This window comes from Lentibacillus salinarum (assembly GCF_042679865.1).
Classification (GTDB): Bacteria; Bacillota; Bacilli; order Bacillales; family Amphibacillaceae; genus Lentibacillus; species Lentibacillus salinarum.
In genome coordinates, this window is sequence record NZ_JBHTNH010000002.1 from 373,237 (window position 1) to 398,806 (window position 25,570).

29 protein-coding genes and 1 riboswitch are annotated in these 25,570 nt (G+C 42.9%); of the genes, 3 read left to right on the forward strand and 26 right to left on the reverse strand.

What is annotated here, in order from left to right:
• Nucleotides 1-23: 23 nt before the first annotated feature.
• From ypeB to prsW, 3 genes are all read right to left on the reverse strand, one after another.
• Nucleotides 24-1,379 (reverse strand): germination protein YpeB, encoded by a 1,356-nt coding sequence (ypeB, locus tag ACFQ4A_RS02635; RefSeq protein WP_382397280.1) that lies wholly within the window; start codon nucleotides 1,377-1,379, stop codon nucleotides 24-26.
• 16 nt (nucleotides 1,380-1,395) lie between these two features.
• Entirely contained in the window at nucleotides 1,396-2,268 is an 873-nt protein-coding gene (gene sleB, locus ACFQ4A_RS02640; protein WP_382397281.1) for a spore cortex-lytic enzyme, read from the reverse strand.
• A 138-nt stretch (nucleotides 2,269-2,406) separates the two neighbouring features.
• Nucleotides 2,407-3,060 carry a glutamic-type intramembrane protease PrsW gene (gene prsW, locus ACFQ4A_RS02645; RefSeq protein ID WP_382397282.1) on the reverse strand — a complete coding sequence of 218 codons (654 nt, stop codon included), beginning with the start codon at nucleotides 3,058-3,060 and terminating at the stop codon, nucleotides 2,407-2,409.
• Nucleotides 3,061-3,147: 87 nt separating this feature from the next.
• Here prsW and ACFQ4A_RS02650 point away from each other — a divergent pair, with 87 nt between their 5' ends.
• Complete coding sequence (locus ACFQ4A_RS02650) at nucleotides 3,148-4,119, forward strand: asparaginase (protein ID WP_382397283.1); 972 nt, start codon at nucleotides 3,148-3,150, stop codon at nucleotides 4,117-4,119.
• Nucleotides 4,120-4,199: 80 nt separating this feature from the next.
• Here the strand turns inward: ACFQ4A_RS02650 and ACFQ4A_RS02655 are convergent, their stop codons facing one another.
• From ACFQ4A_RS02655 to ACFQ4A_RS02685, 7 genes are all read right to left on the reverse strand, one after another.
• On the reverse strand, nucleotides 4,200-5,180 hold the full coding sequence (locus ACFQ4A_RS02655; protein WP_382397284.1) for a YpdA family putative bacillithiol disulfide reductase: 981 nt from the start codon (nucleotides 5,178-5,180) through the stop codon (nucleotides 4,200-4,202).
• Nucleotides 5,181-5,325: 145 nt separating this feature from the next.
• Nucleotides 5,326-6,606 (reverse strand): Glu/Leu/Phe/Val family dehydrogenase, encoded by a 1,281-nt coding sequence (locus ACFQ4A_RS02660; protein ID WP_382397285.1) that lies wholly within the window; start codon nucleotides 6,604-6,606, stop codon nucleotides 5,326-5,328.
• A 170-nt stretch (nucleotides 6,607-6,776) separates the two neighbouring features.
• Nucleotides 6,777-7,352, reverse strand: a complete 576-nt coding sequence (locus tag ACFQ4A_RS02665) for a genetic competence negative regulator (protein WP_382397286.1) — start codon at nucleotides 7,350-7,352, stop codon at nucleotides 6,777-6,779.
• Nucleotides 7,353-7,575: 223 nt separating this feature from the next.
• Nucleotides 7,576-7,896 (reverse strand): hypothetical protein, encoded by a 321-nt coding sequence (locus tag ACFQ4A_RS02670; RefSeq protein WP_382397287.1) that lies wholly within the window; start codon nucleotides 7,894-7,896, stop codon nucleotides 7,576-7,578.
• A gap of 12 nt (nucleotides 7,897-7,908) precedes the next feature.
• Complete coding sequence (locus ACFQ4A_RS02675; protein WP_382397288.1) at nucleotides 7,909-8,481, reverse strand: CPBP family intramembrane glutamic endopeptidase; 573 nt, start codon at nucleotides 8,479-8,481, stop codon at nucleotides 7,909-7,911.
• A complete protein-coding gene (locus ACFQ4A_RS02680; RefSeq protein ID WP_382397289.1) occupies nucleotides 8,462-10,012 on the reverse strand; it encodes a RecQ family ATP-dependent DNA helicase in 1,551 nt (516 codons plus the stop codon). Before ACFQ4A_RS02680 ends, ACFQ4A_RS02675 begins: the two co-directional genes overlap by 20 nt.
• A 7-nt stretch (nucleotides 10,013-10,019) precedes the next feature.
• Nucleotides 10,020-11,066, reverse strand: a complete 1,047-nt coding sequence (locus ACFQ4A_RS02685) for a helix-turn-helix domain-containing protein (protein WP_382397291.1) — start codon at nucleotides 11,064-11,066, stop codon at nucleotides 10,020-10,022.
• A 154-nt stretch (nucleotides 11,067-11,220) separates the two neighbouring features.
• Here ACFQ4A_RS02685 and ACFQ4A_RS02690 point away from each other — a divergent pair, with 154 nt between their 5' ends.
• On the forward strand, nucleotides 11,221-11,475 hold the full coding sequence (locus ACFQ4A_RS02690) for a ferredoxin (RefSeq protein ID WP_382397293.1): 255 nt from the start codon (nucleotides 11,221-11,223) through the stop codon (nucleotides 11,473-11,475).
• A gap of 144 nt (nucleotides 11,476-11,619) precedes the next feature.
• Here the strand turns inward: ACFQ4A_RS02690 and ACFQ4A_RS02695 are convergent, their stop codons facing one another.
• From ACFQ4A_RS02695 to ACFQ4A_RS02755, 13 genes are all read right to left on the reverse strand, one after another.
• Entirely contained in the window at nucleotides 11,620-12,129 is a 510-nt protein-coding gene (locus ACFQ4A_RS02695; protein ID WP_382397295.1) for an ECF transporter S component, read from the reverse strand.
• Between the two features lie 3 nt (nucleotides 12,130-12,132).
• A complete protein-coding gene (locus ACFQ4A_RS02700; RefSeq protein WP_382397297.1) occupies nucleotides 12,133-12,573 on the reverse strand; it encodes a DUF4430 domain-containing protein in 441 nt (146 codons plus the stop codon).
• 210 nt (nucleotides 12,574-12,783) lie between these two features.
• Nucleotides 12,784-12,968: riboswitch (cobalamin riboswitch) on the reverse strand.
• A 63-nt stretch (nucleotides 12,969-13,031) separates the two neighbouring features.
• Nucleotides 13,032-14,786 (reverse strand): ATP-binding protein, encoded by a 1,755-nt coding sequence (locus ACFQ4A_RS02705; protein ID WP_382397299.1) that lies wholly within the window; start codon nucleotides 14,784-14,786, stop codon nucleotides 13,032-13,034.
• Nucleotides 14,786-15,502 carry a response regulator transcription factor gene (locus ACFQ4A_RS02710; RefSeq protein WP_382397301.1) on the reverse strand — a complete coding sequence of 239 codons (717 nt, stop codon included), beginning with the start codon at nucleotides 15,500-15,502 and terminating at the stop codon, nucleotides 14,786-14,788. The genes ACFQ4A_RS02705 and ACFQ4A_RS02710 overlap by 1 nt, the downstream gene beginning before the upstream one ends.
• Before the next feature lie 61 nt (nucleotides 15,503-15,563).
• Complete coding sequence (ccsB, locus tag ACFQ4A_RS02715) at nucleotides 15,564-16,754, reverse strand: c-type cytochrome biogenesis protein CcsB (RefSeq protein ID WP_382397303.1); 1,191 nt, start codon at nucleotides 16,752-16,754, stop codon at nucleotides 15,564-15,566.
• A gap of 27 nt (nucleotides 16,755-16,781) precedes the next feature.
• Nucleotides 16,782-18,419, reverse strand: a complete 1,638-nt coding sequence (resB, locus tag ACFQ4A_RS02720) for a cytochrome c biogenesis protein ResB (protein WP_382397305.1) — start codon at nucleotides 18,417-18,419, stop codon at nucleotides 16,782-16,784.
• Nucleotides 18,420-18,442: 23 nt separating this feature from the next.
• Nucleotides 18,443-19,012 carry a thiol-disulfide oxidoreductase ResA gene (gene resA / locus ACFQ4A_RS02725; protein WP_382397307.1) on the reverse strand — a complete coding sequence of 190 codons (570 nt, stop codon included), beginning with the start codon at nucleotides 19,010-19,012 and terminating at the stop codon, nucleotides 18,443-18,445.
• A gap of 55 nt (nucleotides 19,013-19,067) precedes the next feature.
• Nucleotides 19,068-19,811: a pseudouridine synthase gene (locus ACFQ4A_RS02730; protein WP_382397309.1), complete on the reverse strand. Its 744-nt coding sequence runs from the start codon at nucleotides 19,809-19,811 to the stop codon at nucleotides 19,068-19,070.
• 69 nt (nucleotides 19,812-19,880) lie between these two features.
• Nucleotides 19,881-20,411 (reverse strand): spore maturation protein, encoded by a 531-nt coding sequence (locus ACFQ4A_RS02735; RefSeq protein ID WP_382397311.1) that lies wholly within the window; start codon nucleotides 20,409-20,411, stop codon nucleotides 19,881-19,883.
• Nucleotides 20,412-20,413: 2 nt separating this feature from the next.
• The gene (locus ACFQ4A_RS02740; RefSeq protein ID WP_382397313.1) at nucleotides 20,414-20,998 is read right to left on the reverse strand and encodes a nucleoside recognition domain-containing protein; all 585 of its coding nucleotides are present in this window, start codon (nucleotides 20,996-20,998) and stop codon (nucleotides 20,414-20,416) included.
• Complete coding sequence (locus ACFQ4A_RS02745; RefSeq protein ID WP_382397315.1) at nucleotides 20,991-22,094, reverse strand: D-alanyl-D-alanine carboxypeptidase family protein; 1,104 nt, start codon at nucleotides 22,092-22,094, stop codon at nucleotides 20,991-20,993. The genes ACFQ4A_RS02740 and ACFQ4A_RS02745 overlap by 8 nt, the downstream gene beginning before the upstream one ends.
• Before the next feature lie 140 nt (nucleotides 22,095-22,234).
• A complete protein-coding gene (gene scpB / locus ACFQ4A_RS02750) occupies nucleotides 22,235-22,831 on the reverse strand; it encodes an SMC-Scp complex subunit ScpB (protein ID WP_382397317.1) in 597 nt (198 codons plus the stop codon).
• 2 nt (nucleotides 22,832-22,833) lie between these two features.
• Nucleotides 22,834-23,565: a segregation/condensation protein A gene (locus tag ACFQ4A_RS02755; protein WP_382397319.1), complete on the reverse strand. Its 732-nt coding sequence runs from the start codon at nucleotides 23,563-23,565 to the stop codon at nucleotides 22,834-22,836.
• 212 nt (nucleotides 23,566-23,777) lie between these two features.
• On the opposite strand from ACFQ4A_RS02755, the gene ACFQ4A_RS02760 reads away from it, so the two are divergent.
• Entirely contained in the window at nucleotides 23,778-23,861 is an 84-nt protein-coding gene (locus tag ACFQ4A_RS02760) for a YjcZ family sporulation protein (protein WP_382397521.1), read from the forward strand.
• Nucleotides 23,862-23,936: 75 nt separating this feature from the next.
• On the opposite strand, the gene ACFQ4A_RS02765 is transcribed toward ACFQ4A_RS02760, so the two are convergent.
• The 3 genes from ACFQ4A_RS02765 to ACFQ4A_RS02775 all read right to left on the reverse strand — a co-directional run bounded on the left by ACFQ4A_RS02765 (nucleotide 23,937) and on the right by ACFQ4A_RS02775 (nucleotide 25,518).
• Entirely contained in the window at nucleotides 23,937-24,314 is a 378-nt protein-coding gene (locus ACFQ4A_RS02765) for a GNAT family N-acetyltransferase (protein ID WP_382397321.1), read from the reverse strand.
• Nucleotides 24,315-24,621: 307 nt separating this feature from the next.
• Nucleotides 24,622-25,071, reverse strand: a complete 450-nt coding sequence (locus ACFQ4A_RS02770; RefSeq protein WP_382397323.1) for a M50 family metallopeptidase — start codon at nucleotides 25,069-25,071, stop codon at nucleotides 24,622-24,624.
• A gap of 9 nt (nucleotides 25,072-25,080) precedes the next feature.
• Entirely contained in the window at nucleotides 25,081-25,518 is a 438-nt protein-coding gene (locus ACFQ4A_RS02775; protein ID WP_382397325.1) for a peptidylprolyl isomerase, read from the reverse strand.
• Nucleotides 25,519-25,570: the final 52 nt, after the last annotated feature.

Here is a 25,570-nt window from a genome sequence, read left to right on the forward strand (position 1 = left end):
AAAAAATCAAAAAAGGGAAAGACCTAAATCTTTCCCTGGAATATGGACGCATAATTGATTTCTGTTCCGCCAAGTTTTTCCACTTTTTCCTCAGTGCCGTCCATGGCATTGATGAAAATCCGGTAGGTCTCATTACCAAGCACACCAAGAAATTCATAAACGAGCACTTCTTCACCGATATCATTGTCAATAACCGCAGTATGTTCTTCATTAATCTGGACATCCGGATTGACTTTATCTTTTGCTTCCTTAATCGTCAGATCCGGTTCCGGTATATCCCGTTCCTTATGGTTCATAAAATAGTTTCGCGCTGTCAGTCCGAGTAAATCCCCGTTATCTAGAGCTACTTTCAGCTCAATGGCATCGGAGTATATCCGCACCCCATCCTGGTTATAGAGAAAAGAATAAACCCCGACATTATCGAATTGATTACTGGTAAAAACGTCCATATTGTCAAAATCATATTCGTCAAGGTAATCTTTTGCCTTTTCCAATCCTTGATTTAAGCTGATATTTTTTTCTTGCACCTCGCGGTTAACCAGCAGTGTGAGCGGATGCCCCCCCTGTTCTGTTATATCAAGATAACCATTTTTGTTACCGTTTTGATAAGAGATGCTGTAAATGGGTACGTCAGCTCCATCACCACTTTCCGTAACATTTAAGTTATCTGGGTTCTCGACATTGAGTAACGCCTGACCTTTTTTCGCTGCATCTTCTTGATCAATTGTTTCCCCGGTCAGATTCTGGTATTCATGTTCTTCTGCTGATGTCCCGGTAAGTGCCGAGTCTGTATTACTCTCAGCATACCCTTCTACTTTCTTTTCCACGGTTTCAAAGCCGTCAACAATCGTATTATCGGACTGCTCATCCTGCGTGGCTAAAGCTAATTGCACATCCATCCACCGCAAATTTTCATCCAGAACAGTATGCTGGACTTGTCGTAGTTCATCTTTTAATTCACCGGATTGTTCATACAAATTCTCTAGTGTTTTGACTTCCTTGTCATTGAGTGGCTCTTCCTCCAGGTCTCTTACAGCTGTCTGATAAGTGAAATCACCTATATCCGACAGGAACTCTTCAGTTTTATTAAATGGCATTAATGTCAATGGCAGCTGTCCGACGTTGGAAACAGCCTCAGAAGTCAGTCGCCATATTTCCACCATTTGCGGGGAAAGCTGTTCTCTTGAGTTCATAGCCAGGGAGGTTCCAATTTTATCGTGCAGCAGGTCCATGTGATAAGAAAGCTCATGGAAGGCCCTCTGATAATTGTTTTCCGCTTGTATCAACACAGCATTTTTTTCCTGATGTTCCTGGTATCCCCAAAAACCTGCTCCAGCAACCCCTAATGTCAGTACACCAATTAAAATCCATCGTAGCATTTGCCCTCACTCCTTTCTATTTAGCAAATATATGTTTACCGATTTTTTTAATTTGCGGTCTCGACCAAATCCAATCTGATGTGGCCGTAACCGGATTAAAGTAATAGATCGCATTTCCTGAAGGGTCCCAGCCGTTGATGGCATCCAGAACAGCCTCCCTGGACGTTTCATTTGGTGTGAGCCAGATTTGGCCGTCTGCTACTGCTGTAAAGGCTCTCGGTTCAAAAATGACTCCGGAAACGGAATTGGGGAATGTCGGGCTTTCAACACGGTTTAAAATAACAGACGCCACCGCTACCTGGCCAACGTAAGGTTCCCCTCTCGCCTCGCCGTTTACAGCGTTTGCCATTAATTGAATATCATTTTGTGAGAATCCTTGTGGTACATTGACGGCTGTCGGTTCGGCACCTTCATTCGCCGTATCATTACCGGTGTTTGGATTGTTTGTATTATCATTACCAGTGTTAGTCGTATTATTGTTGTTGTCGCCACTTTGTTTGGATTGTTTGGATTTATCCGTGCCCCCATAATGTGTAAAGTCGTTTCCTTGATTCAATTGGGTATGGACATATTCCTTGTCATATTCGCTCGCTGCAGCCAATTTATCTTTGGTTCCGGCCCCAGCGAGGCCATCAATTTCGATTCCAAATTCATATTGAAAGTTACGTAATGCCCAATAGGTGCCCCACCCGAAGACGCCGTCAATCTCACCGTTGTAGAAACCGAGATATTGCAGCCTAGCCTGCAACTCAATCACATCTTCCCCGACTGCGCCCTGCTGAATGACCTGGCCTGAGAATGCGTTTGCCGGTTTGGCCGGATATGACATTTGCAGACTAATTGCCAAAAAACCTATAATGATGAATAGGTACATTTTTTTATTGGTCATGTACTTACCTCCTGCATTATCATGTTGGACCTATTTTTTTACGAAATGATTTTTTTATTCATCTGTAAGCGGCTCAATAGAAAAATCCTTTGCACCCGTTCATTCGATACAAAGGATTTTATATTTCCAGTTTTTTCGTTATGCATTGTAAATAACCTGCTGATTGGCAGTCTTCATGCGATGCAGTGCCATGAACCAAAGACCGGTCATAAAGGGTATGAGCAGCAATAGCCAGCCGCTTGAGACGATTTTAAGAATGTAATTATAGGTGCCATGCAAGAGGAACGGCACCAGGAGAGCCAATAGAATATGCCAGTTTCGGTTCTGTTTGCTCTTTTTAGCCTTACCGAAATGATAGCCCATCATGACACCAAATAATGCGTGGGATGAAACCGGAAATAGTGCTCTTGTGAAGGCATGCTCAATCCCATTAGTCAATAGATATAGGATGTTTTCAACCGCTGCAAACCCGAGGCTGATGGAAACCGCGTAGACAATCCCGTCGTAATGCGCATCAAATTCAGTATGGTGGAAAATCACATATAAAAAAATGAACCATTTAAAGAATTCCTCAATCAGTCCTGACAGCAGAAAAGATTGGATCAAAAAACTGTCACTCATATTTTCAGCCATAAACCCATATTGAATGAACATGATTGGGAATACGAGCAAAGCACCAAAAAGGAATGTTTTAACCATTAGTGACAATGGTTCGGTAAATCGATCTTTTAGATAAAAGAAAGCCATCAATGCAAAAGCAGGCGCAATACCTGCCGAAAAAAGCGCGATCATGCTAGGACCTCTTTTCGCTATTATCATCATATTTATCATACAATAAAGCCATGTAAATGAAAATAATCTGCAGGAAAGGTGATTGTTTTGAAAGCGATTCTTATTATCCATACAGGCGGAACGATATCCATGCTGGAAAATAAACACACAGGGGAAGTGACAACGACACCTAAACACCCATTAACAGATTTATCCGATCAATTTGCGGACTTTGCCCATATCGATGAGATAATTCCCTTCTCGGTGCCTTCGCCGCAAATCACTCCCCACCATATGCTGCAGGTCGCAAAGGAAATTACGCAACGTACACGTGATTATGACGGGTTTGTTGTAACACATGGAACGGATACACTGGAAGAGACAGCCTATTTCTTGGATATGGTTTTAGAAACAAACAAGCCAGTCATTACGACGGGGGCCATGCGGTCAGCCAATGAAATTGGTTCAGATGCTCTTTATAACCTGATCAGCTCACTAAGAACCGCTGCCAGTGATCAGGCTTACGATCAGGGTGTTTTGGTTGTCATGAATGATGAAATTCATACCGCCCGTAATGTAACGAAAACGTCAACCAGTAATGTAGCAACATTTAAAAGCCCACAATATGGGCCGATCGGGATTGTGACAAAGGGATCAATCATTTTCCACCATTCGATTTTATCCAGACAGACCTGGCCCATCAATCAAATCACTAAGAATGTGTATATGTTAAAAGCATATGCGGGCATGAACGAGGGATTAATGGATGCTGTCCATCAGGCAAAACCGGATGGACTTGTGATTGAGGGACTGGGTCAGGGCAATTTGCCGAAAGATATGCTGGCCTCATTAGAACGTATCATACAAGGTCATATACCGGTTATATTAGTTTCAAGATGTTATCAGGGAATTGTACAGCCGACTTACGGTTATGATGGCGGCGGCAAACAGCTTAAAGAAATGGGTGTCATTTTCGCTAACGGACTGACAGGACCCAAAGCTCGGCTTAAGCTGCTAATCACATTGGAAACGACAACCGACGCTAAGAAATTAAAAGGAATATTTGAACAAACTGATTAAGTGATCATCTGAAGGATGAGCGTTTTTGACTAGCAGGGTTGGAAACGACAGACAAAAGGATAACAGCCTAATATCTGCTGTTATCCTTTGGATGTGATGGCTCTGGCGATCATACCGCCATGGTAGCGGCCATTTTCGATAAAAATTTCGTTGTTATTATATCCTGCCGCAACAACACCAGCCACATAAATGCCAGGCACATTCGTTTCCATGGTTTCTTCTTGGAAATATGGGCGACCGGTTTTCTCATCGACCATTACCCCTGTATGCTTCAGAAATTGATGATCCGGTTTATATCCCGTCATGGCAAAAACAAAATCATTCGCGATTTCTTTTGTTTCACTTCCTGTCGTATAGATAACTTTATCGGTCGTAATTTCCTGCACACTTGCATTAAATTCCATCTGCACAATTTCTTTACGAACAAGTGAATCGAACTCCGGCAATATCCATGGCTTGATGCTTTTGGAATAATGATCTCCGCGATATAACACGGTAATATTCGCTCCGGCTTTGTGCAGTTCAAGTGTTGTATCGACAGCGGAATTTTTGCCGCCGATAACAACGACATTTTTATTATGATAGGGATGGGCTTCTTTGAAATAATGCATCACGTTTGGCAATTCTTCACCAGGAATATTCATATGATTCGGCTGATCATAATAGCCGGTTGCAATGATCACGTTAGCAACTGAATACGTTTGGGTGATCCCTTTTTCATTTAACGTTTCCACCTGGAAACCATCGCCATGAGAAGAGGTGATGTTATGAACCTTCTCAAATGAATGTACCCGTAGGTTTTTTCGGTTGGATACTTCCCGGTAATAAGCCAATGCCTGGTTACGAACAGGCTTCTGCTTTTCCGTTATAAAGGGGACACCGCCGATTTCCAGTCTATCACTTGAACTGAAAAATGTTTGATGTGTCGGGAAATTGTAGATTGTGTTCACGATATTCGCTTTTTCGATGATTAGCGGGTTAATGCCATGTTCTTGCAGTTCAATGGCACATGACATGCCGCAGGGACCGCCCCCGACAATGATGGTATGTTCTGTTTGCATCAGTATCGCACTTCCTTATGTTATAATTCCAATAAAAAACTCTTATCCAACTATACATGATAAGAGTTTTTTCGTCACTAGATTCGAATTCACATTTATCTCGAGGTTTTAACCGACATCTGACATCCAGCTTCCAGCCTCTGTTCTATACCCAGCCACGGAACCGGGCTGCTTCGGCCATTTTGCGGACACCAACCATATAAGCTGCCAATCGCATATCAACACGTCTCGTTTCGGACGTATTGTAAATATTATTGAAAGCTTTAATCATAATTTCATGAAGTTTCTCGTCGATGTCCTCTGCTGTCCAATAATAGCCTTGATTGTTCTGCACCCATTCGAAATAGGACACCGTGACCCCACCTGAAGAGGCAAGCACATCAGGAACAAGTAATTTACCGCGTTCTGATAGGATCTTTGTTCCTTCCAGAGTGGTTGGGCCATTAGCAGCTTCGACAACAATACTTGCTTTAATATTATGGGCATTCTCTTCGGTAATTTGATTTTGTACGGCTGCTGGCACAAGAATATCACAATCCAACTCCAGTAATTCCTTGTTGGATATTGTATTATTGAATAGTTTTGTCACGGTTCCAAAACTGTCTCTTCTGTCCAATAAATAATCAATATCGAGACCTTCAGGATCATGGAGGGCGCCGTAAGCATCTGATATACCTACGATTTTGGCACCGGCATCATACAGAAACTTCGCCAGGAAACTTCCTGCATTCCCGAAACCTTGAACAACCACTCTTGCTCCCTTAACATCAATACCTTGTTTCTTGGCAGCTTCATTGATGCATATCGTCACACCTTTAGCAGTCGCAGATTCTCTACCATGTGAACCGCCCAGAACGATTGGTTTCCCTGTAATAAAGCCCGGGTTGTTGAATTCATCAATACGACTGTATTCATCCATCATCCACGCCATTATCTGTGAGTTTGTGAACACATCAGGTGCGGGAATATCCTTATTCGGGCCGACAATCTGACTGATTGCCCGGACGTAACCCCTGCTCAGCCCTTCCAGTTCACGGAACGACATGTCACGCGGATCACAAATAATACCCCCTTTTCCGCCGCCATATGGCAGATCAACAATGCCCGCTTTTAAACTCATCCAGATGGATAAAGCTTTTACTTCTTTTTCCGTTACACCCGGATGGAATCTGACACCGCCTTTTGTTGGTCCAACAGCGTCATTGTGCTGAGCACGGTACCCCGTGTAAATTTCAATGGAACCGTCATCCATCCGGACAGGGATTCTTACGGTCATCATACGCATCGGATCTTTCATCAACTCAAATACTTCATCAGGGTAACCCAATTTCTCCAATGCATTTTTAACAACAGTCCGCGTTGAAATTAATACATCTGTACTTTCATTTTGCCCCTTGGTAGAGTCTGCTGCGTTGTCGGCTACCATGAATTTACCTCCTAGATAATCATAAAAATATTTTAATTATAGCTGTACTCAGAGATTAGTATACACTTTCCCAATAAATATGCAATAAAATAAATTGATTTTCTTTAGAAAAGGCACAGAAGAGACGAAAGCGATTCCACTCCCGGATTTTGTGCGGTTTTATTTTAACTCTAGAACATATCCATGGTCCGTTCAACCGCTAACGATCCCATAATTTCTTTTCCATATTCCTTCAATCTGTAGGATGTAATAATGCTTGGAAATGAAAATTCCGACAAGATCGCAATGACGTTTTCCCGATCATTTTGATTAAGGTCATCTTCATGCATTAACATATAGTAACGGTTATCCATATGATATATTTGGCCACCATGTATACCGAGTGTTGTTAAATTGGACGCAACCTGAATGATATCTTCAAAATCATCAAAAGAGAAAATTAATTCCCGGCTTTCATCCAGTGTCACTTTCATCTCCACAAAATCTTCATCCCAGCTGGAGTTGCTTCCTTTCTGCGTGACGACCACGTGCATTCCTTGGGCCTGCATCATATGCACCTGAACCAGCAGGACACCCTCCAGTTCAAACCCCAGTTCAGTACTTGCTTCATACATCATGTCACTGAACAAATTCCGCACGTTTGCTGCATCATACCATAAATCTTCTTTTGTGAAACCCCGGTCTATTAAGTCATCAAAGGTGAGAAAAATGGTGAATTGGTTATTGGACACCCGCTCAATACGCATAAAGCATCCCCCTCTTTTACATAAGATATTCCCGGTAAAAACAGCAACTGATCCCTTTACTATACTATATGCTGCTGACGTTATTGTTGAACATGATAATTATTATTTGTATTTTTATCGAGGCTATAAGGTTTTTCCAAAAACGCGGATTAATCGGCAGGATTAATAAAACTACCCACTGATTGCTCACATATGCTTTTTCGTTAATGGCGTTTATCAGAAACTACATCGTTACGATTAATTCCCACAATTCATTCCCCCACAGATAAAATGCTGTGCCAGACAACAGAAGCAATATGACAATCACCGATAGCATTCTCATCGTTGCGCGGCTTAATTTTAATGTCATGCGCTGGTGATGTTGATTGTGCACTTCCCTGCGAGGCGGCAAATTAAGTATATCAACGTCTCGTCCTGTTATATTGTCCGCTTCCTGCTGCTTCTGTTCTTCCTGTCTATCCTGTTCAACCCCACTGTCCACTTCAGCCAGGAGATTCCTTAATTCATCAGCCTGGTCATTCGATTCAGTCTTTCTGTTCTCCATTATCCCTCCACCTCATTTCTGACAACGAATGAAAACCCCTAATACAAAATCCACTGTGAAATGAGCCGCAATGGTGGCTAGCAGATTCCCAGTCAATACAAAAATATAACCGATATAGAAACTTACAAATAAAACCGACACAAGTAATACCGGCTTATGCAAGTAACGAATATGAACGAGTGCAAATAGCACACTTGCAGCGATGTATCCGAATTCTGTCTGGATGACCCCACGAAATAGCAACTCTTCCGTAACGGCAACCAGTAATGCAAGGCCCAAAATGCCTTTTATGGACCGGTTTCTAAAAATTCTATCATTAATGCCGCCATCGTCATAGTATTTTTTCGGAAAAAAAGCCATAAGCAACATATCAACAACAACAATAACTGCACCCGGCAATACGCCATAATAGACGATGTCGGCTAGGGTCAGGCTGATATAATCAAGCCAGTCAATCATCCTGTCAAATAACAGGAAACTTAACACGAATGCCAGTCCCAAAAGAAGCACCTGTGAAACAATCAATTGCTGTTGCAGTTCTTTATCGGTCAGTTGCTTAACGATGTCACTCTGTTTCACCTTCATAGTCCCCAATGAGCAATAATTTTTTTAGCCTGGTTTCCCAATTAAATATGATGTGATCAGGTTGTGTCTGTTCCGGATTCCAGTTTTCGAATGCGAATCCACAGTTGCTGCAACACCCGTTTGTCGGGGCCTTGTAATGATCCTGGAAGACAGCATATAGTTTCTGTCGTAGGCAACCTTCTTCAAAAATCCAGTTTAACATTTCCTGAAGTTTTCGTTCTTTCAAGGCGGATCGTGTGTCAATAAACTGACTGATTTTCCGGATCGATTCATCCCAACTTTTGGGATCATTATTCAGCCGTTTTTCCGTAAGTAGCCCATGTTTTTCCATTTGATAGCGCAAAAACCGCCATTGAATCTCATTAACCTGTAGTTTTTCCAGCAGCTGCTCTTCTGGCGGCATCTGAGAGCGTTCGGAATATAAGTGGTACAGTTTCCTGAACAAGTCATGTAAGCCTTCACTTGGCGGTAATTCATTTTCAATAATAGCGTTGGGGATGATGGCGTCCCCCGGTGAATATAGTAACAAACTGACACTTGATTTGCCATCACGACCAGCCCTGCCGATTTCCTGGAGAAAGGACTCAATCTGTAAAGGGAAATGATAATGCAAAATCAACCGTATATCCTGCTTATTGATGCCCATTCCAAACGCACTTGTACAGCAGATGATATCAAGCTGATCATTCATAAATTGCTGTTGGATGGTAACTCTGTCCAGTTGATCCATCCCGCCATGATAAAACGCAATACGATGATCTGATAGGTTCTCAGATAAACAGGCAGCAATTTCTTCTGTTTTCCGTTTGCTTGAAAAATATATCAGTGTCGGGACGCGATATTTTTTCAATAATTCGGTTATGATCACCTGTTTTTCCCGGTCGTCGTTAACCTTCTCCACCATCAACGTTATATTTTCCCGGTCCATCGGATAAATATGATCGACCATCCTGGGCCGGTTCAGCACTGTTTTAATATCCAGCTGGACCTCTTTGGTGGCAGTCGCACTTAGGGCCAGTACCGCCGGGTTATGTAATTGGTACAAAATATCTCCAAGACGTAAGTAGTCAGGCCTGAATTCATGTCCCCACTGGGAAATGCAATGGGCCTCATCGACGACGAATAAAGCGATGTTCACGCGCCTGAGATGCCTGATTACTTCATTTTGCTGCAGGAGTTCCGGTGACAGATAAATCAGCTTGTACTGTTCCAATTGTTGTAAAACCTGCGTCTTCTCGCCCGGAAGCATAAAGCTGTTCAGTGCGGCAACTCTTTTGATTCCGATTGCTTTTAACTGTTTAACCTGATCCTCCATTAAAGAAATAAGCGGCGAAACAACAATCGTCGTTCCGTCTAACAGGGTTGCAGGTAACTGATAGCAGAGTGACTTTCCAGAACCTGTCGGAAGTACCCCCAACACATCGCTGCCTCGCATGACATCTTCAATAATTTCTTCCTGTCCCGGACGGAATCCGGAAATATGAAATTGTTTCTTCAACTGCTCTGTCAGCATATCTTTTATCAATGGCATCACCTGGCTACGATATTTTTTCCACGGCCAAAACGAGTCTTATTTGGAAATAACTGATGGTTTCACTGACTTCCTGCTTAATATTCTTGAGTTTAAAGGATACTGTCTTGTCAATAGCCGCCCGAATTTCCGCCTGTTCCGTCGGCGTTACGTAGTGTTCAAGTGGGAACGTTTGATCATAAAGGGCGATTTCGACCATATGATCATAGATGGTATTTAATTTCAGTTGGCGCATCTCAGCTATTTCCTCTGCCGAATAGTGCCTGTCCAAATATTCTCTGGTTTTACTCGCCGAATTCGTCAACGGTGTCGTTTGCGGCAGTTCATAAACCATTTGTGCCAGAAAAGGGTAGGCCTTCGTATTCTGATTGATGACTGTCAGCATCTGATGCATAATCGCCATTCGGATTAAAGGAATATCAATTTGTTTCAGACTATAATGATTCGCAAGCTGAAAACTGTTCATCCCGTAATGGTTATAACTTGTCAGACTGTCAACAACGATACTTGCTTCTCTTTCCGGAAAAAGCTGCAGCAGCCTAAAAAGCTCATCATAAAGCTGGTTCAGGAAACATGTCCGATGGTTTTTCCATTTAAGGTATTGTGTTTTTACCCAATCCGCCACAACCGGTTTGTCAATAATTGGAATGAAATGGAAATGATTCACTTTACTGTTTGTCATGGTTTGGATAAGTAGCAGCAGGCGTTCCCAAAAAACCGAAGCTTTACGATGGTAGAGCAGCCCCTTGAAGTATTGGATAGGCCCGTACGTATCCTGCTGCTCCATCCTGTGTTTCCCTTTGCTGGTTGGCAAACCAGCGTTTTGGTTAGTGAATGTAAGCAGGTTAAGTTCAGATAATCTATGTATGTGCTCGTCAAATGCTTGTTTCTGTAACGTCGGATAAATTCCATAAAAATCATTCAACTGATAAATATGTGCATCTTGGACCGTTTGGATTGAACGTTTCCCGGTCAGCAAATGATAGACGGCCGAAACGCTTCTACTCCCATGAAACTTGGCATAACTTGTTAAGACGATAGCATCAAACAACAACAGCTCACCCCCCCTTCAGCCAACATATCCCATGATAAAACGTTGGGCTGTCATTCACATCATAACATGTTACAGCCAAGTTGAAATGTGTAACATACCGATTTATAATAAAAGATAGGCGTTGAAAGTTGTTTTACTGGTGGGGAGGCGTTTCATGCCAAAATATACAATCGTTGATCAGGAAACATGCATTGCCTGTGGTGCATGCGGTACCACAGCTCCGAATATATATGATTATAACGATGAGGCACTGGCCTATGTCGTTCTGGATGACAATGAAGGGACTGCTGAAGTACCTGAAGTATTGGAAGACGATATGTTGGATGCCTGTGAAGGATGTCCGACCGATTCAATTAAAGTCGCTGATCAGCCATTCCTTGGGGATCCAGAAAAATATGAAGCTGGGTGAAGATGGAGTCATGTCTGACGTATTCGATGACGGATTCCTGTCTGACGTATTCGATGACGGATTCCTGTATACCATCATATAAAAAGAAAAGCCAAACTGAGAAAGGCGCTCCTGTCCTATTACAAAGGAACGCTTTTCTATGTGTTAGTGATTCGTATTCTGCAACTGAAAACGGTTCGTGGCATATTTTTTGAAAAAATGGCTGATGATTGGATACAGCACGAATATGAAGACAGCATTTCCAATCGCATGATATGTGTCAAACGGCAGGCCAGCCAAATAATAGGACCAAAACTTCCCGGCGATCGAATATGTTGTTAACGATATGATAAAGCCATAAAAATAACCGCAGATGACCGCATATACATAAATCGGCAGCCGACCCGGATATTTGCCGATCCAGCCGCTTACTAATCCGATGAGCACCCAGGATGTGACCTGCCATATGGTCCAAACCCCCATTCCCAGTAGCATGTTCGACAGAAATGTTGTCAATACCGCCAGGATGACAGCTGCAAGCGGGCCAAGCACCAACCCGCAGATGATAATCAAAGATGTGACCGGTTGGACATTGGGAAGAAAGGCAAATACACTTCTTCCGACAACCGCAAGAGCAGCGAGTAACGCCAGCAGCGTCAGTTTATATGTATTCATTCATTATTCCCATGCCTGGTAATCAAATGTTACGTTATCACCCGGAGACAGTTCATATTCGGCAGCACCCACATTTGCCTTTTCACCATTAACCTCGAAAATCCACGCCTTTTGTTCATCTTCTTCAGCGGAAACACGTTCAATGGACGTTATAAATTGGCCATCTTCCTCAGTCTCCACATAAAAGTTTTCCTGCAGTACATCCATTAAAATGGCGCCTTCTTCAATTGCAATTTCTTTTTCATCAATGTATTCTTTCCCATTATCCTGGCTTATCGTAATACGAATCTCGTCTTCACTAAGTTCTCCATCTGTATTTTCATTTGTAGCAGTCTGCAAATTACCATTGTTTGATTCGGTTTGGTTTTCTTCCCCGGCACCACAGCCTGTCATCAGTCCAATAACAACGAGTAATATTGCTAAAGGCAACCACCATTTGTTCATTTTCCAATTCCTCCTATGTCTCTGTTTGTGTGTGGAGAAGCGGGCGCGGGAACCAAAACCTGACTGGTACGCGTATGTCACCCACCCAAAATAAAAAAAAGCCAACCTCCTTCAAGCGGTTGTTCAAAGGTCGGCTTATCAGACAATCGAAACATACAACAGTACCATATGGCAGTTCCGGTTGTCCCAAACACTCAAATCCCCGAAGCATTGAAACATGCGATGCTGGCAGGTCTACTGACTTCATGATGCTCACCTACTTTAAGCCCTTCCCATATGGTCAGCCCATACAGTGGTTAACGCTTATTTCGTCGATCACTTACAGTTGCGAGGACAGTTCCAGATTCGCACTGGATTCCCTATTAAGTGAATACACCAACATCTCGTATTCCTATTTCGTTGCAAAACTATCGTAGCATAGGGATGCTGTTTTTTCTAGGCATGATGATAAACAATTTTTACAAGGGAAGCCTGATGTCAAACATTGTCCCTTCATTCAGTTTGCTTTGTACGGTGATGGTCCCATCATGCGCTTCGACAATATTTTTGGCAATGGCCAGACCAAGTCCTGTTCCTTTCTTTCTGCCGTTGCGTGTCCGTGATTTATCAGCCTTGTAAAAACGTTCAAACACAAACGGTATATCTTCTTCCGGTATACCGCTACCGTTATCCTCTATGGATACATGCAGTTCAGTGGCAGTCCCCTCAACAACAACTTTGACATAACCATGTTGCTTTGTATGTCTGATGGCATTATCAATCAAGTTCGTGAAAACCTGTTCAATTCGATCGGTATCGATAGAAATCATTGATACCGACAGATGCCTTTCAGATATTAATTGAACATGACTTTCCTCAGCAATCCCTTTAAACTTTTTTAAAATGCGTTCTACAAACGATTCGGCGTCAATCATCGTCTTGTCTAGCCGGGTATGGCCTGCTTCCATTCGGGCTAGGTCCAGTAATTCATTAACAAGCCTGCCCATCCTGAGGGACTCTTCATGAATAATCTGTGCCAGCTCGTTCTTTTCTTCTGTTGATTCCGCAACATCATCAACAATTGCCTCGCTATATCCCTGCAGCATTGAAATCGGCGTCCGTAATTCATGGGAAACATTAGCAATAAAATCTTTACGCATCTTGTCCATCTGTCTTTCTTCTGTCATATCCCGGATAACCGCGACAGCTCCGCGCACATACGTCTGGTCATATAACGGTGTCATGATCATGACCCATGTACGCCCCTGTGTATTGATTTCGCGGATTACTTCTTTTTCCCCGTGGATGACACTGCGTAATGTTTCGTTTAATGGCTCGGGGGCTGTCAGATGATCGTCCTCAGGCTCCATACCATTTTCATAATATAGATTGTGTATAAATTGTTTTGCTGGCGGATTGGTCACGAGCATATCCCCGTTGCGGTTCAACGTAATGACCCCATCAGCCATCGAGCTGACAATGTTGGAAATTTGCTCCTTTTCCTGCCTTAAGGCATTAATATGAAATTTCAGCTGTCTGCCCATCCGGTTAAAGGCCATCGCCAGTTCACCGATCTCATCATGGGTCAGAATCGGCACTTTCGTATTAAATTCCCCTCTTGTCAAATCAAGCGCGGCCTCTCTCATTTTTATCAATGGTGATGTGATTCGTGTTGACAGAAAGAAAGCGAAAATAGTCGTTAAAATAATGGCAATCCCGGCAGCCAGAAAGATGATTTTAGTCGTCTCCGCTTTGGTCTGATTGACAATATCCAGGGATTGGTAAATAAAGACAGCGCCACCCTGCTCGATCGGAGTACCGACAATCATGGCTTCAACATGACTGCTCGGGAGCATTGTATCTTTTTTAACATCCTGACCGTTGGTGAAAACATCCCTCAAGTCTTCATCATTCCGCAGCCATTGTGGATCAAGTTCGTTTAAATCATTATCCGTACTGTCAGATGTCCGTGATGTCCCATCATCATAAATAACGGCAAGCCGGCTTACCGGGTCTTTTACCAATTCTGCATTTTCCAGCGCCAGTGCCTGATCATCATGTTGTTCAACGATACGGGACACTTTTGTTGCTGTCTGCATCATTTCTTTTTCAGCTTCATTGACATGAAAGGTTTCAAAAAACTCCAATAATAAAATCGTTAAAATAAATAATACAAAAGAAACTAGCAATAGGATGGTTATTGCTAGCTTGCCTACAACGCTGCGCCAAAACATTATGCATCATCTACCTCAAATTTATATCCGACACCCCAGACCGTTACAATCATATCTGCCGCCTGTTTGGATACGTGATTTAATTTTTCCCGCAAACGTTTAACGTGTGTGTCAACTGTCCGCAAGTCACCAAAAAATTCATATTCCCATACTTCCTTCAGCAGGACTTCCCGATTGAATACTTTATCCGGTGCTTCAGCCAGAAAACACAATAGCTCGTATTCTTTCGGAGTTAGACTTACCTCGATGCCATCGGCTGTTACACGGTGAGCATCATAATCGATCGTTAAGTGCGGAAAAACGAGCAGATTTTTCGTTGGCTTCTCAGCTTCCTCGTATTTATTGGACGCCACCCTTCTCAACACAGCTTTGACGCGAAGGACAACTTCCCGCGGGCTGAAAGGTTTGACAATATAATCATCAGTTCCCACTTCAAAACCCTGAACACGATTGGATTCCTCACCTTTTGCTGTAAGCATGATAATCGGTGTCATTTTTTCTTTGCGCAATTCTTTCGTCACGTCAATGCCGTCCATCTCCGGCATCATAATATCCAGCAAAATGACATCGTAGTCCGTGTTGCGTGCAAGTTCTAGTGCTTCTTTTCCGTCTTCCGCCTCTTCCACAATGAAATCTTCTTTTTCAAGATACATTTTAACCAAGCGACGAATCCGATCCTCGTCATCTACCACCAATATTTTTGGATTTTCCTCCATCTGAACGCCCCCTTTTATAATTTTCGTACATCGCTACCGGACGTTAGAAGCTTTTAATGTCTTACGCGTAGGAGTGAAGGCCTGCTAAAAGCAGGTTAACAGCAATCAAATTAAACAGAATTATCGCGAATCCGCCCACTGCGAGCCAAGCCGATTTTTCACCATGCCACCCTCTGGACAAGCGCAGGTGCAGGAATGCGGCATAAAAGAACCATGTAACCAATGCCCAGACTTCTTTCGGATCCCATCCCCAGAAGCGATCCCAGGCAATTTGTGCCCAGATAGCTGCAAAGATTAAACCACCTAATGTAAACACCGGAAATCCGATGGCAACTGCACGATAGGATATTTCATCAAGCATGTCGGGTTTTGCCTTTTTCAGAAATGGTTGTATGGCCGCTCCAACGCGCTTACGTAAGATTAACCGGGTTAATCCATACAGCACTAATCCGGTAAGCACCGACCAGATAAGTGTGTTAAATTTCCTCGCTGCGTCAACACCCTTCATCCAGCCTGGTGCATCAAACAGTGATTCCATCCGGTTTCCTGTCAGCAGTTCACCTTCATTCGGACCGGCAATCGGGGGCAAATGATAATCCGTAGTGGTCGTTTCACCGTTAAACGAATATTCGAATTCGGCACTATATCCGGAAACATTGAAAGCCGTCGATATGGCACTGAAGCCAATAAAGATAAACAGGCCAAATAAAATGATTTCCAGCCACGTCGTCCGTTTGCTCCGGACAGACTGGTCAATCTGCCTGATCAAATAAATCAAACCTGCTACAAAACTGATTGCTAAAATGGCCTGACCCAGTGCAACGGTTGTGACATGGATGTATAACCAGTGACTTTGCAACGAAGGAACCAATGGTGCAATTTCAGTTGGGAACATACTGGCATAGGCAATTAAAATCATGGCAATTGGAAGAGCAAACAACCCCAATATATTTAACTTGTAAATAAAATAAAGGATGATAAATGCAAATACCAGAGACATGCCAAAAAATGTCACAAATTCGAACAGATTACTGACAGGTGCATGTCCGCTTGCCATCCATCTTGTAATAAAATAAACAATTTGCGCCAGAAACCCGATAATCGTTATCGTAATACCAATAGTCCCTACGATATTTTTATTCGTATCCTTTTTCTTGTCTTTAATTGTCGCGCCAAAGAAAAGCGTGGCTATTAAATACAGGACAAACGCCGTGTACAGCATCGTGCTGCTGATACCAAGTAATGAATCCATTTATATCCTCCTTCAAGTTCCGGCAGCTCAGCTATCAATTTCCTGCTGATCGTCAACCATTTTCACGTTGGTATTTTCTGTAATAGCTTCAATATCTTTCTTTAAACCAAACCAGTTTTTATTGGTATGTCCGGCCATCATGATACCATCGCCTTCCGGATGAAGCCAGATTCTGCGATGCTGCCAGTACATTCCCTGAATGACACCAATCATGAAAATGGCTGCCCCAATAATGAAGAATGGCAACGTATGATCAACTCTTACCGTCAAACCACTGGCGTAACGTGTTTCAAAGTTCTCGATGCCCAGCTTATAGTCATTTTCACCGGTTGCATCAACATTTCGCCCGATACCGACAAAACTCATTTCAGGTTCTGTATCGCCAGGAGGCTGTACGGTAAAAACGAAAGCCGGATTTCTTGGATAATTTGTTTTAGACCTTGGTTCACCTTCGTCCAGCTCATAATCAGGATAATATTGACTAACGGCTACGCTGAAACCATTGTCCAATTGATACGTTTCTTCCGGGTCCGTTAAATCAACCGTAAATGATCCTAGTGATGTTTCTTCAGGATCATCTTTTTCATGAACCTTGAATGCCATACTCTGAAACTCGTTTTGCTGATAGCCTGCCTGATACAGGGTATATTTGTCAAATTTCAGCGGCTGGTTCAAACGGATTTCGCCATCTGTCACCTTTTCCAGCTCCGGTTCTGCCCCTGCCACATCTTGACCTGCCTTTTTGTAAATCACGGCGTTTGTCTGAAAGTTTTCTTCAACCATGCCCTGCTGCTCGATTGCTTCCTGAAAGCGTTCATCATCTTCATCATACATTTCCAGCGTGAACTGCTCATTTTCAATAAAATATTCTTCATCAGTGCCTGGAATAACGGTTCGTTCACCTTCCCTCACCCAAACATATTCATCGAGATACATAAACGGCGTCATGCGCAATAAGGCAGCAATTAAGATAATGATCAGACCTATATGATTAACATATGGCCCCCAGCGGGAAAAACGGCCTTTCTCCGCCATTATATGACCATTCGCTTCATAGACTTTATACCGCTTTTTTTTGAGACCTGACAGCAGCTTTGTTTTGTCCTCATCCGTTACTTGGTCGGTTTCGCTGAATAAGCGCTGTCTTTTCAAAAATTGTGTATGACGCTTAGGTTTTTGCTTTTTTAATGCTTTGTACAGTGGGACAAACCGGTCGATACTGCAAATGACCAGTGAAATGCCGATTAAGGCGATTAACAGCAGGTACCACCATGAACTGTATAAGTTATGAAAGCCCAGCTGATAATAAATCAGTCCCAAAATGCCATACTGATCTTCATAATAGATGGATGGATCACGTGACACGGCATCAGCTGGTATGTACTGTTCCTGGGGAAAAATGGTGCCGATGCCTGATGCGATCAGGGCCAGCACGATTAACCAGACACCAATTTTGACAGACGAAAAAAAGTTCCATATTTTGTCAACGATTGACTTATTATATGTCTGGGATCGGCGTGCGCTTCCTTCATACCGCATATTGAGCAATTTCCGCTGATCATTCCCATCAATATGCTGATTTTCTTCAACAGGTTTGCCGCATGCCTCACAGAGTACTGTCCCCTCGGGATTCACATGGCCGCATTCACATTTTATCTTGTTCATTCGTATCCCTCACAATAAATGCATCAAGGCTGTATTTGCTGCAGATAGCCTTCTATTTTTTCCAGTGTCAGACCGCCTTCCACGACTTTCACAATCTCTCCATCGGGGTCGATGAAAAATGTGGTTGGCAGTGGTTCAACATTATAAGCGTTCATCACTTCTTTATTGGAATCATATGGTACGGGAAAGGTCAAATCATATTTATTAATGAATTTATCAACGACGAATTTTGTTGTATCCAGATTGACCGCGACAATTTCAACTCCTTTATCTTTGTATTCAGGGTATAGTGATTCCATATAGGGCATCTCATCTTCACACGGTTCGCACCATGTACCCCAGAAATTCAGCATAACGCCTTTTCCTTCCAGATCACTCAGCCGAACGGTTTCACGCTCGTTATGTTTATTTATCTGTTCGAGTTTGAAATCAGGTGCCTGTGTACCTGCTTTAACATTTGTTTCATCGTCGGTAAGATTCGACACTAAAGCGTATATGACGGCAACCAGCAATAGGGCCAATACAATCGTCCGGAAAATCAGACGGTTTCTTTTCTTACGCTTTTTATTGACTTTTGCCAGCGTTTGACTCATATCTACTCACTCCTTGTCCCATTATACCACGAAATCAGGCTGATAAATTTGTCTATTATTCAACATTTTTATCACTTGCCAGAAGACGCATTTTCTTAACTTCATGCGGGGTGAGTGGACGATAATCGCCTGGCTGCATATGTTGTAACGTCAAAAGGCCATATTTTTCCCGCTTCAATTTGGAAACAGGATAACCCAACGCTTCCATCATCCTTCTTACATGCCGGTTTTTCCCTTCATGCAGCGTTATTTCAATAATCATTGTATTCTTGTGCCTGTCTGTTTCAAGGATTTTATATCTTACAATTTTTAACAGATCATCACCCGAACGGATGCCTTTGCGCAGTCTGTGAAGCTCACGTTTGTCCGGGATGCCCTTGATTTTCGCAACATAGACTTTATCAACCCCATATCGTGGATGCATGAGCAGATTGGCAAATTCACCGTCGTTTGTCAGTAACAGAATACCGGATGTGTCATAGTCCAGTCTGCCAATCGGGTAAATACGCTCAGAAATGTCTCCCAGATAATCGGTTACAACTTTACGGCCTTTATCATCCTGAATACTGGAAATGACGCCCCTTGGTTTGTAAAGCATATAATAGACTGGTGCTTCTTTCTCCAGCCGCACCCCATTCACTTCAATATCGTCATGGGGGGCTACTTTTGTTCCCAATTCGGTTACTGTTTTATGGTTAACCTTGACTTTTCCGTCAACAATCAGTTTTTCCGCTTTTCTGCGGGAGGTTACACCGCTTTGTGCGATCACTTTTTGCAACCGTTCCAATGCGTTTGTCATTATATCACCATTTTCCTTAATCTCTACACAATAGTAGCGTTAACTATATGTTAACGCTACTCGAATAGTTTATCCAAATATTAACGTTACAACAATAATCGAAGTAATTATACCAACAAGGTCAGCCAACAGTCCAACTTTTAGCGCGTACCGCATTTTCCGGATACCAACAGCTCCGAAATAGATGGTCAGGATATATAATGTCGTGTCTGTGCTTCCCTGCATGGTGGATGCCAATCTGCCGATAAACGAGTCAGGCCCATGCGTCCCGATCAGCTCGGTGGTCATCCCCAATGCGGCAGTCCCGGAAATAGGTCTGACCATCGCTAATGGAATAATTTCCGGTGGTATGCCGATAAATATGAGAAAAGGTGAAATCAATTGGATAAACGCATCCAATGCGCCCGAGCTTCGCAATATGGATATGGCCACAATCATGCCTACTAAAAAAGGAAGTAAAGAAAATGCCATTTTGACACCATCTTTGCCTCCTTCAACGAACATTTCGTATGCCGGGATACGTTTCCAGGTCGCAACAAACAAAACAATTAAAATAAAACACGGGATCAGCCAGGTACTGATCGTTGCCATAACACCCATAATCATTTCCTCCTGAGACTTCTGTAGTAAAAAATACGGTCAATGATTAACGCACTGACTGAGGAAATAAGTGTTGCGATAATCGTTGTCCCGACAATTTCTGTCGGGGAGACAGAATCATATTGCATCCGAATGGATATAACGGTCGTCGGGATAATCGTTAAGCTGGATGTATTTATTGCCAGAAAGGTGATCATCGATCTGGATGCCGTATCTGTCCCGCTTAATTCCTTCATCTGCTCCATTGCTTTAATCCCCATTGGGGTCGCCGCATTTCCCAAGCCAAAAATATTGGCGGTAATATTTGACAAAATATAGCCAATTGCTGGATGGTCTTCCGGTATATCCGGAAAAATCCGCACGACAATCGGCCTGAACAGTTTAGCAAGAAAATCCAGAATTCCCGCCTTTTCCGCCACTTTCATAATCCCGAGCCAAAATACAAGAATACTGATCAGACCAATTGATAAGGTAACGGCTTCTTCCGCACTTTCAAATAACGCTTCATTCACCTTATCCATCGTGCCATTGAACATAGCATAAACGATGCCGATCCCTGCCATTAGTGCCCATATAATGTTAACCATGCGGATCAAACCCGGTAATACGCTGATAGATGGTCACCATATCTGTCAAAATCCCGGCCTTGTTCCGGTCGGAATGTATGGCCACCTCTTTAATGGGAACAGCATCCACAAAATAGATGGTCTTTCCAATCACATCTGCTGCTGTCCGTGGTTTTTCATGCAATATAAATGATTGGCTTTCAATTTGCTGTCGTTCATGGTCATTAAGTGGTAACGTAATGTCATGGTGCAAATAACCGGTAACCTGATCACCGTTTTCTGCCATTTGGTAAATACTTTCGCCTTTTTGATCGATTGTCGTCATATCGTATTGGGAAAATCCCCATTCAAACATGTCAATATGATTGCGCCAGTCGTCAGGCCCATCCAGCGTTACAGCAATCAGTTCCATATCGCCTTTTTTGGCTGAACTCACAAGGGTTCGCCCCGCAATTTTTGTGAAACCGGTTTTACCGCCGTTCGCATAGTCATACATACCGGTCAGCAATTTATGTTTGTTCCGCCAGGCATATGCCCGTTTATCCGATTTGTAGCTTTTTGTTTTCGTCACCTCTCTGAATATGTCATTGTCCATGGCATAACGCATTAAAAGTGCCATATCATAGGCGGTGGAATAATGTTGATCCGAATCAAGACCGTGCGGGTTTGCAAATGATGTATTGGTCATGCCGATCCATTTTGCTTTTTGGTTCATCAAATGGACAAACCCTTCCATACTCCCGCCGACATGTTCACTTATGGCAACAGCTGCATCATTGCCGGAACGAAGCGTTAATCCATAAACAAGGTCCTTCAGTTTCATATTTTCGCCTTCTTCCAAATAAATGGAAGAGCCAATCGCATTAACAGCACGATTACTTATGGTGACCGGCTCATTCAATTGGCCGGATTCGACGGCGATGATCGCGGTCATGATTTTTGTAATACTGGCGATGGGCTGCTGCTGATGTGCTTGCTTTTCGAACAACACCCTTCCGGACGACTGTTCAAGCAATATGGCATTACTGGCTGAAACCCCCGGTTCTGCTTGTCCAACAACCGGGTTAAAAAAATGGATGATAAGAAGACAAGCAAGTGCTATGGCGGCATAACGCATATTGTTTCCTCCTGCAGACGATTAATTTGTCCATACAGTTTATGCTTGTCCCGCCGAAGAATATGACTTATTCCGTGACATACAGTTAAAAAAATCCTTACATAATTGTAAGGATAACGCTGGTGATACTTTTTATGGATTCAGACCGGATTGCCCTCATCGGTATAGGCCGAAAATTGTTCAAAAAATAAATCAGCTTCCTGGTCGATTTGCTCGGTGCCGACGTCTTCAGGAAGGGGTGGCAGTTCATCCAGTGACGTCAAACCGAAATAGGTGAGGAATTCTCTGCTCGTTATAAATAGAATGGGACGTCCGGCACCGTCTTTTCTACCTGCTTCCTCAATGAGTGCTCTGGCCATCAACGTTTGGACAGGCCGGTCGCTTTTTACCCCGCGAATTTCTTCGATTTCGGTCCTGGTGATCGGCTGTTTATAGGCGATAATAGCTAACGTTTCCAGTGCCGCTTGTGACATTCTCGTTGCCTGGGGGGTTTCAAGCAGCTTTTTTAAATACGGACTGTGTTCAGGTTTCGTCGTCAAATGAAAGACATCATGTGACTGCATCAGCAACATACCACGGTTTGTATTGTCATAATCATACTTTAATTCTTCCAATAAATACTCAACCGAATGATCCGGGATGTCCAGAACCCGTGCCAATTGTTTTATCGTGACGCCTTCATCTCCACTTGCAAACAATAATCCTTCGGTGACTGCTTTTAATTCGTTGATTTCCACGATCAATCCCCCGTATAAAAAACGTACAGATGGTCAAAATGTTTTTCCTGCTCACATGTGACGTCATTATTTTTCATTAATTCAAGTAGTGCCATGAAGGTCGCGACAATATGTGGGCGGGACGGATAGTCAAACAACTGGTCAAAAACTATCCCGTCAGCGGCGTGCTTAACGCGTTTCAGCACTTCAACCATCCGCTGCTCAATCGGAATTTCTTCACTGGTTACCTTTGTTTCCAGTGGTTCGTTCCATTTCTTACGCTCGAACAATTTTCCCAGGGCGTGAATCATGTCATAAATAGTGGTATCGCCCTTTATGGCAGGTCTGGTGTCAGCGTGATTTAACAAAACAGGTGATCTGGTGAAAGTCTGATTCGCTTCAGCCTCTTTAGCCTGCAATTTTCTCGCCGCGTCTTTATATCTCCGGTACTCAATCAGACGCTGCATTAGTTCTTCGCGCGGATCTTCCATATATTCTTCGTCCGTTTCCTCAATTTCCTGCTTCGGCAGCAGCATCTGGCTTTTTAAAGCAAGCAATGTGGAGGCCATGACCAAATATTCACTGGCGACATTAAGCTCCAGTCGTTGCATCGTGTGAATATAATCCATGTATTGCTCCGTTATCTGTGCAACTGGAATATCGTATATATCAATTTCATACTGGTTGATCAAATGCAGCAACAGATCAAGAGGACCTTCGAAAGCATCAATTTTCACTTTATATGGCTGATTCACGACAGTCCTCCTCTCCTGTATGGAAAAACCCAGCTTTTACCTTTACGAAACAGTCATCCGGATCAGACCGCCTGAAAGTGTTCCGGGAAAAAATCATCATGACCTGTCATAAACGCCTATACAACGTAGTGACGGCTGTCATATGTTATTAATGTAAGATAAATGTTATCAAAAAAACATTTATTCGTTAAGCGAAAAGGAGGAATTTCATTATGAGTTATGGCTATGGCGGGGGTTTTGCGCTGATCGTCGTATTGTTCATTCTTCTGATCATCGTTGGGGCTGCGTGGTTCTAATTGACAGCTTAACTGTCCGCCCGGATTCCCCACTTAAAAGCCATCTCTTGTTCTTATCAAGAGATGGCTTTTTATTTAATCACTGTCATCATTTTGCTGCTGTTCATCTTCCATACATTTATTGAGAAATTGCTGGGTCAATTCATCAGCACAGACGGCATATTTATTTCCAAATTGCTCCTCAACTTCTTTTACCATCTTTTTGCCGATTCCTGAATTGCGATGGGAGGGATTCACCGAAATATGCTGAACAACCGCATTAATATCATTCTCAATGCGCACACCAATGGCCCCCAGCACATCTTCCTCTTTCCACAGGAAGAGCTGCCAGTCCGGGTTTGTCTCATATTCTTTGATGGTCTGCTGCAATTTTTTGACATCTTTTGCTTCGGGCATAAAAGACAGTAGTCCCATCGCGATCTTCTCATAATTTTTTTTATAACGAACTAACATACTTATCCCTCATTATGCTAACAACTTTCCCATTAGACAGATCACAGTATACCAGGAGCAAACAGTATCCCACTGACCCTATCCTATAAGTTTGTATATATAGTTATGCCGTATCAGACTTTATTTGTCAATATACTGGAAATGATTATGAGCTTTCCTAAAAAACAAAGACAAACCAATAAACAAAGCCCCAGGTAAACCCAAGAACCAATAGTATAAAAAACAACAGCCAACTCTTTTTACGCTGGTTCAACTTTACATTCATCCTTTACTATCATGGCCGGATTTTCAATAAAGCATACACTTCCTATTTTCGTCTCATGGTCTTATAGATGGTATATCCGTCCGATTGTTTTCCACCAAAACGGAAGGGAATCATGTTAACAAGCGCCAGCCACACATTAAATAACACCAACAACAGCAAATAATTGGTTGGAAAGATAGCATATAAACCGGCGCAAAGAAACGCTGCCGACAAACTTGTCAGCGGGCCAAAAGCAGCTATCATGATTTGTTCACGCTTCCGATAGGGAACTTTTCGTTCACTGCTGGCCATTCCACCCAAAAAGAACAACAATTGGATTGAAACAGCGGTTTTATGCCATGACGACCGATACACTGTAAGGCCTGTGCCGATCGATAACGTCATACGGTCAGCCCCAAGTATTCCCGCCGCCATGACGTGCCCTATTTCATGAACGGCAGTTCCGGCCGGGGCAACAATGAAGACAAGATAAAGCAGTAAGTCAAACGTCATTTGATGCGATTAGTCTGTCATCACGTTGACTTGTTTCATGACATCCCCATTTTTCATCGCCTTTGCGAATTCCACACCGGATGTCACCTGACCGAAGACAGTATGAACCCCGTCCAGATGCGGCTGCTGTGCGTGGACGATAAAAAATTGACAACTTCCTGTATCCTTTCCTGCATGAGCCATGGACAACGAGCCTTCCACATGTTTATGCGGATTGCCGTCTGTTTCACATTTGATGGTGTAGCCGGCTGATCCGGTGCCATTCCCTTTCGGGCAGCCTCCCTGGCTCACAAATCCATCAATCACTCGATGAAATGTCAGACCATCGTAGAATTGGCTGTTAGCGAGTTTTTCAAAATTCGCGACCGTATTGGGCGCTTCATCCGGATAAAGTTCAAACTCGATTTTATTGCCATTTTCCATTAAAATATAGCCTTTTTTCTGCATTATCATATCTCCCTTTCTATTCTTTTTCCATTTTAGCTGACCTTTCCGCAGA

Bases quoted from the DNA above. Each gene is read 5' to 3' on its own strand.
- ACFQ4A_RS02775 (WP_382397325.1), bottom strand. From the start codon at position 25,518: ATGCAGAAAAAAGGCTATATTTTAATGGAAAATGGCAATAAAATCGAG.
- ACFQ4A_RS02700 (WP_382397297.1), bottom strand. From the start codon at position 12,573: ATGAACAAATGGTGGTTGCCTTTAGCAATATTACTCGTTGTTATTGGA.
- ACFQ4A_RS02670 (WP_382397287.1), bottom strand. From the start codon at position 7,896: ATGGAGAACAGAAAGACTGAATCGAATGACCAGGCTGATGAATTAAGG.
- ccsB (WP_382397303.1), bottom strand. From the start codon at position 16,754: ATGGATTCATTACTTGGTATCAGCAGCACGATGCTGTACACGGCGTTT.
- sleB (WP_382397281.1), bottom strand. From the start codon at position 2,268: ATGACCAATAAAAAAATGTACCTATTCATCATTATAGGTTTTTTGGCA.
- ACFQ4A_RS02690 (WP_382397293.1), top strand. From the start codon at position 11,221: ATGCCAAAATATACAATCGTTGATCAGGAAACATGCATTGCCTGTGGT.
- ACFQ4A_RS02765 (WP_382397321.1), bottom strand. From the start codon at position 24,314: ATGTTAGTTCGTTATAAAAAAAATTATGAGAAGATCGCGATGGGACTA.
- resB (WP_382397305.1), bottom strand. From the start codon at position 18,419: ATGAACAAGATAAAATGTGAATGCGGCCATGTGAATCCCGAGGGGACA.
- ypeB (WP_382397280.1), bottom strand. From the start codon at position 1,379: ATGCTACGATGGATTTTAATTGGTGTACTGACATTAGGGGTTGCTGGA.
- resA (WP_382397307.1), bottom strand. From the start codon at position 19,012: ATGAGTCAAACGCTGGCAAAAGTCAATAAAAAGCGTAAGAAAAGAAAC.
- ACFQ4A_RS02760 (WP_382397521.1), top strand. From the start codon at position 23,778: ATGAGTTATGGCTATGGCGGGGGTTTTGCGCTGATCGTCGTATTGTTC.
- ACFQ4A_RS02705 (WP_382397299.1), bottom strand. From the start codon at position 14,786: ATGTTTTGGCGCAGCGTTGTAGGCAAGCTAGCAATAACCATCCTATTG.
- ACFQ4A_RS02695 (WP_382397295.1), bottom strand. From the start codon at position 12,129: ATGAATACATATAAACTGACGCTGCTGGCGTTACTCGCTGCTCTTGCG.
- ACFQ4A_RS02660 (WP_382397285.1), bottom strand. From the start codon at position 6,606: ATGGTAGCCGACAACGCAGCAGACTCTACCAAGGGGCAAAATGAAAGT.
- ACFQ4A_RS02730 (WP_382397309.1), bottom strand. From the start codon at position 19,811: ATGACAAACGCATTGGAACGGTTGCAAAAAGTGATCGCACAAAGCGGT.
- ACFQ4A_RS02740 (WP_382397313.1), bottom strand. From the start codon at position 20,998: ATGGTTAACATTATATGGGCACTAATGGCAGGGATCGGCATCGTTTAT.
- ACFQ4A_RS02745 (WP_382397315.1), bottom strand. From the start codon at position 22,094: ATGCGTTATGCCGCCATAGCACTTGCTTGTCTTCTTATCATCCATTTT.
- ACFQ4A_RS02770 (WP_382397323.1), bottom strand. From the start codon at position 25,071: ATGACGTTTGACTTACTGCTTTATCTTGTCTTCATTGTTGCCCCGGCC.
- ACFQ4A_RS02680 (WP_382397289.1), bottom strand. From the start codon at position 10,012: ATGCCATTGATAAAAGATATGCTGACAGAGCAGTTGAAGAAACAATTT.
- ACFQ4A_RS02735 (WP_382397311.1), bottom strand. From the start codon at position 20,411: ATGGGTGTTATGGCAACGATCAGTACCTGGCTGATCCCGTGTTTTATT.
- prsW (WP_382397282.1), bottom strand. From the start codon at position 3,060: ATGATCGCGCTTTTTTCGGCAGGTATTGCGCCTGCTTTTGCATTGATG.
- ACFQ4A_RS02675 (WP_382397288.1), bottom strand. From the start codon at position 8,481: ATGAAGGTGAAACAGAGTGACATCGTTAAGCAACTGACCGATAAAGAA.
- ACFQ4A_RS02665 (WP_382397286.1), bottom strand. From the start codon at position 7,352: ATGCGTATTGAGCGGGTGTCCAATAACCAATTCACCATTTTTCTCACC.
- ACFQ4A_RS02655 (WP_382397284.1), bottom strand. From the start codon at position 5,180: ATGCAAACAGAACATACCATCATTGTCGGGGGCGGTCCCTGCGGCATG.
- ACFQ4A_RS02710 (WP_382397301.1), bottom strand. From the start codon at position 15,502: ATGGAGGAAAATCCAAAAATATTGGTGGTAGATGACGAGGATCGGATT.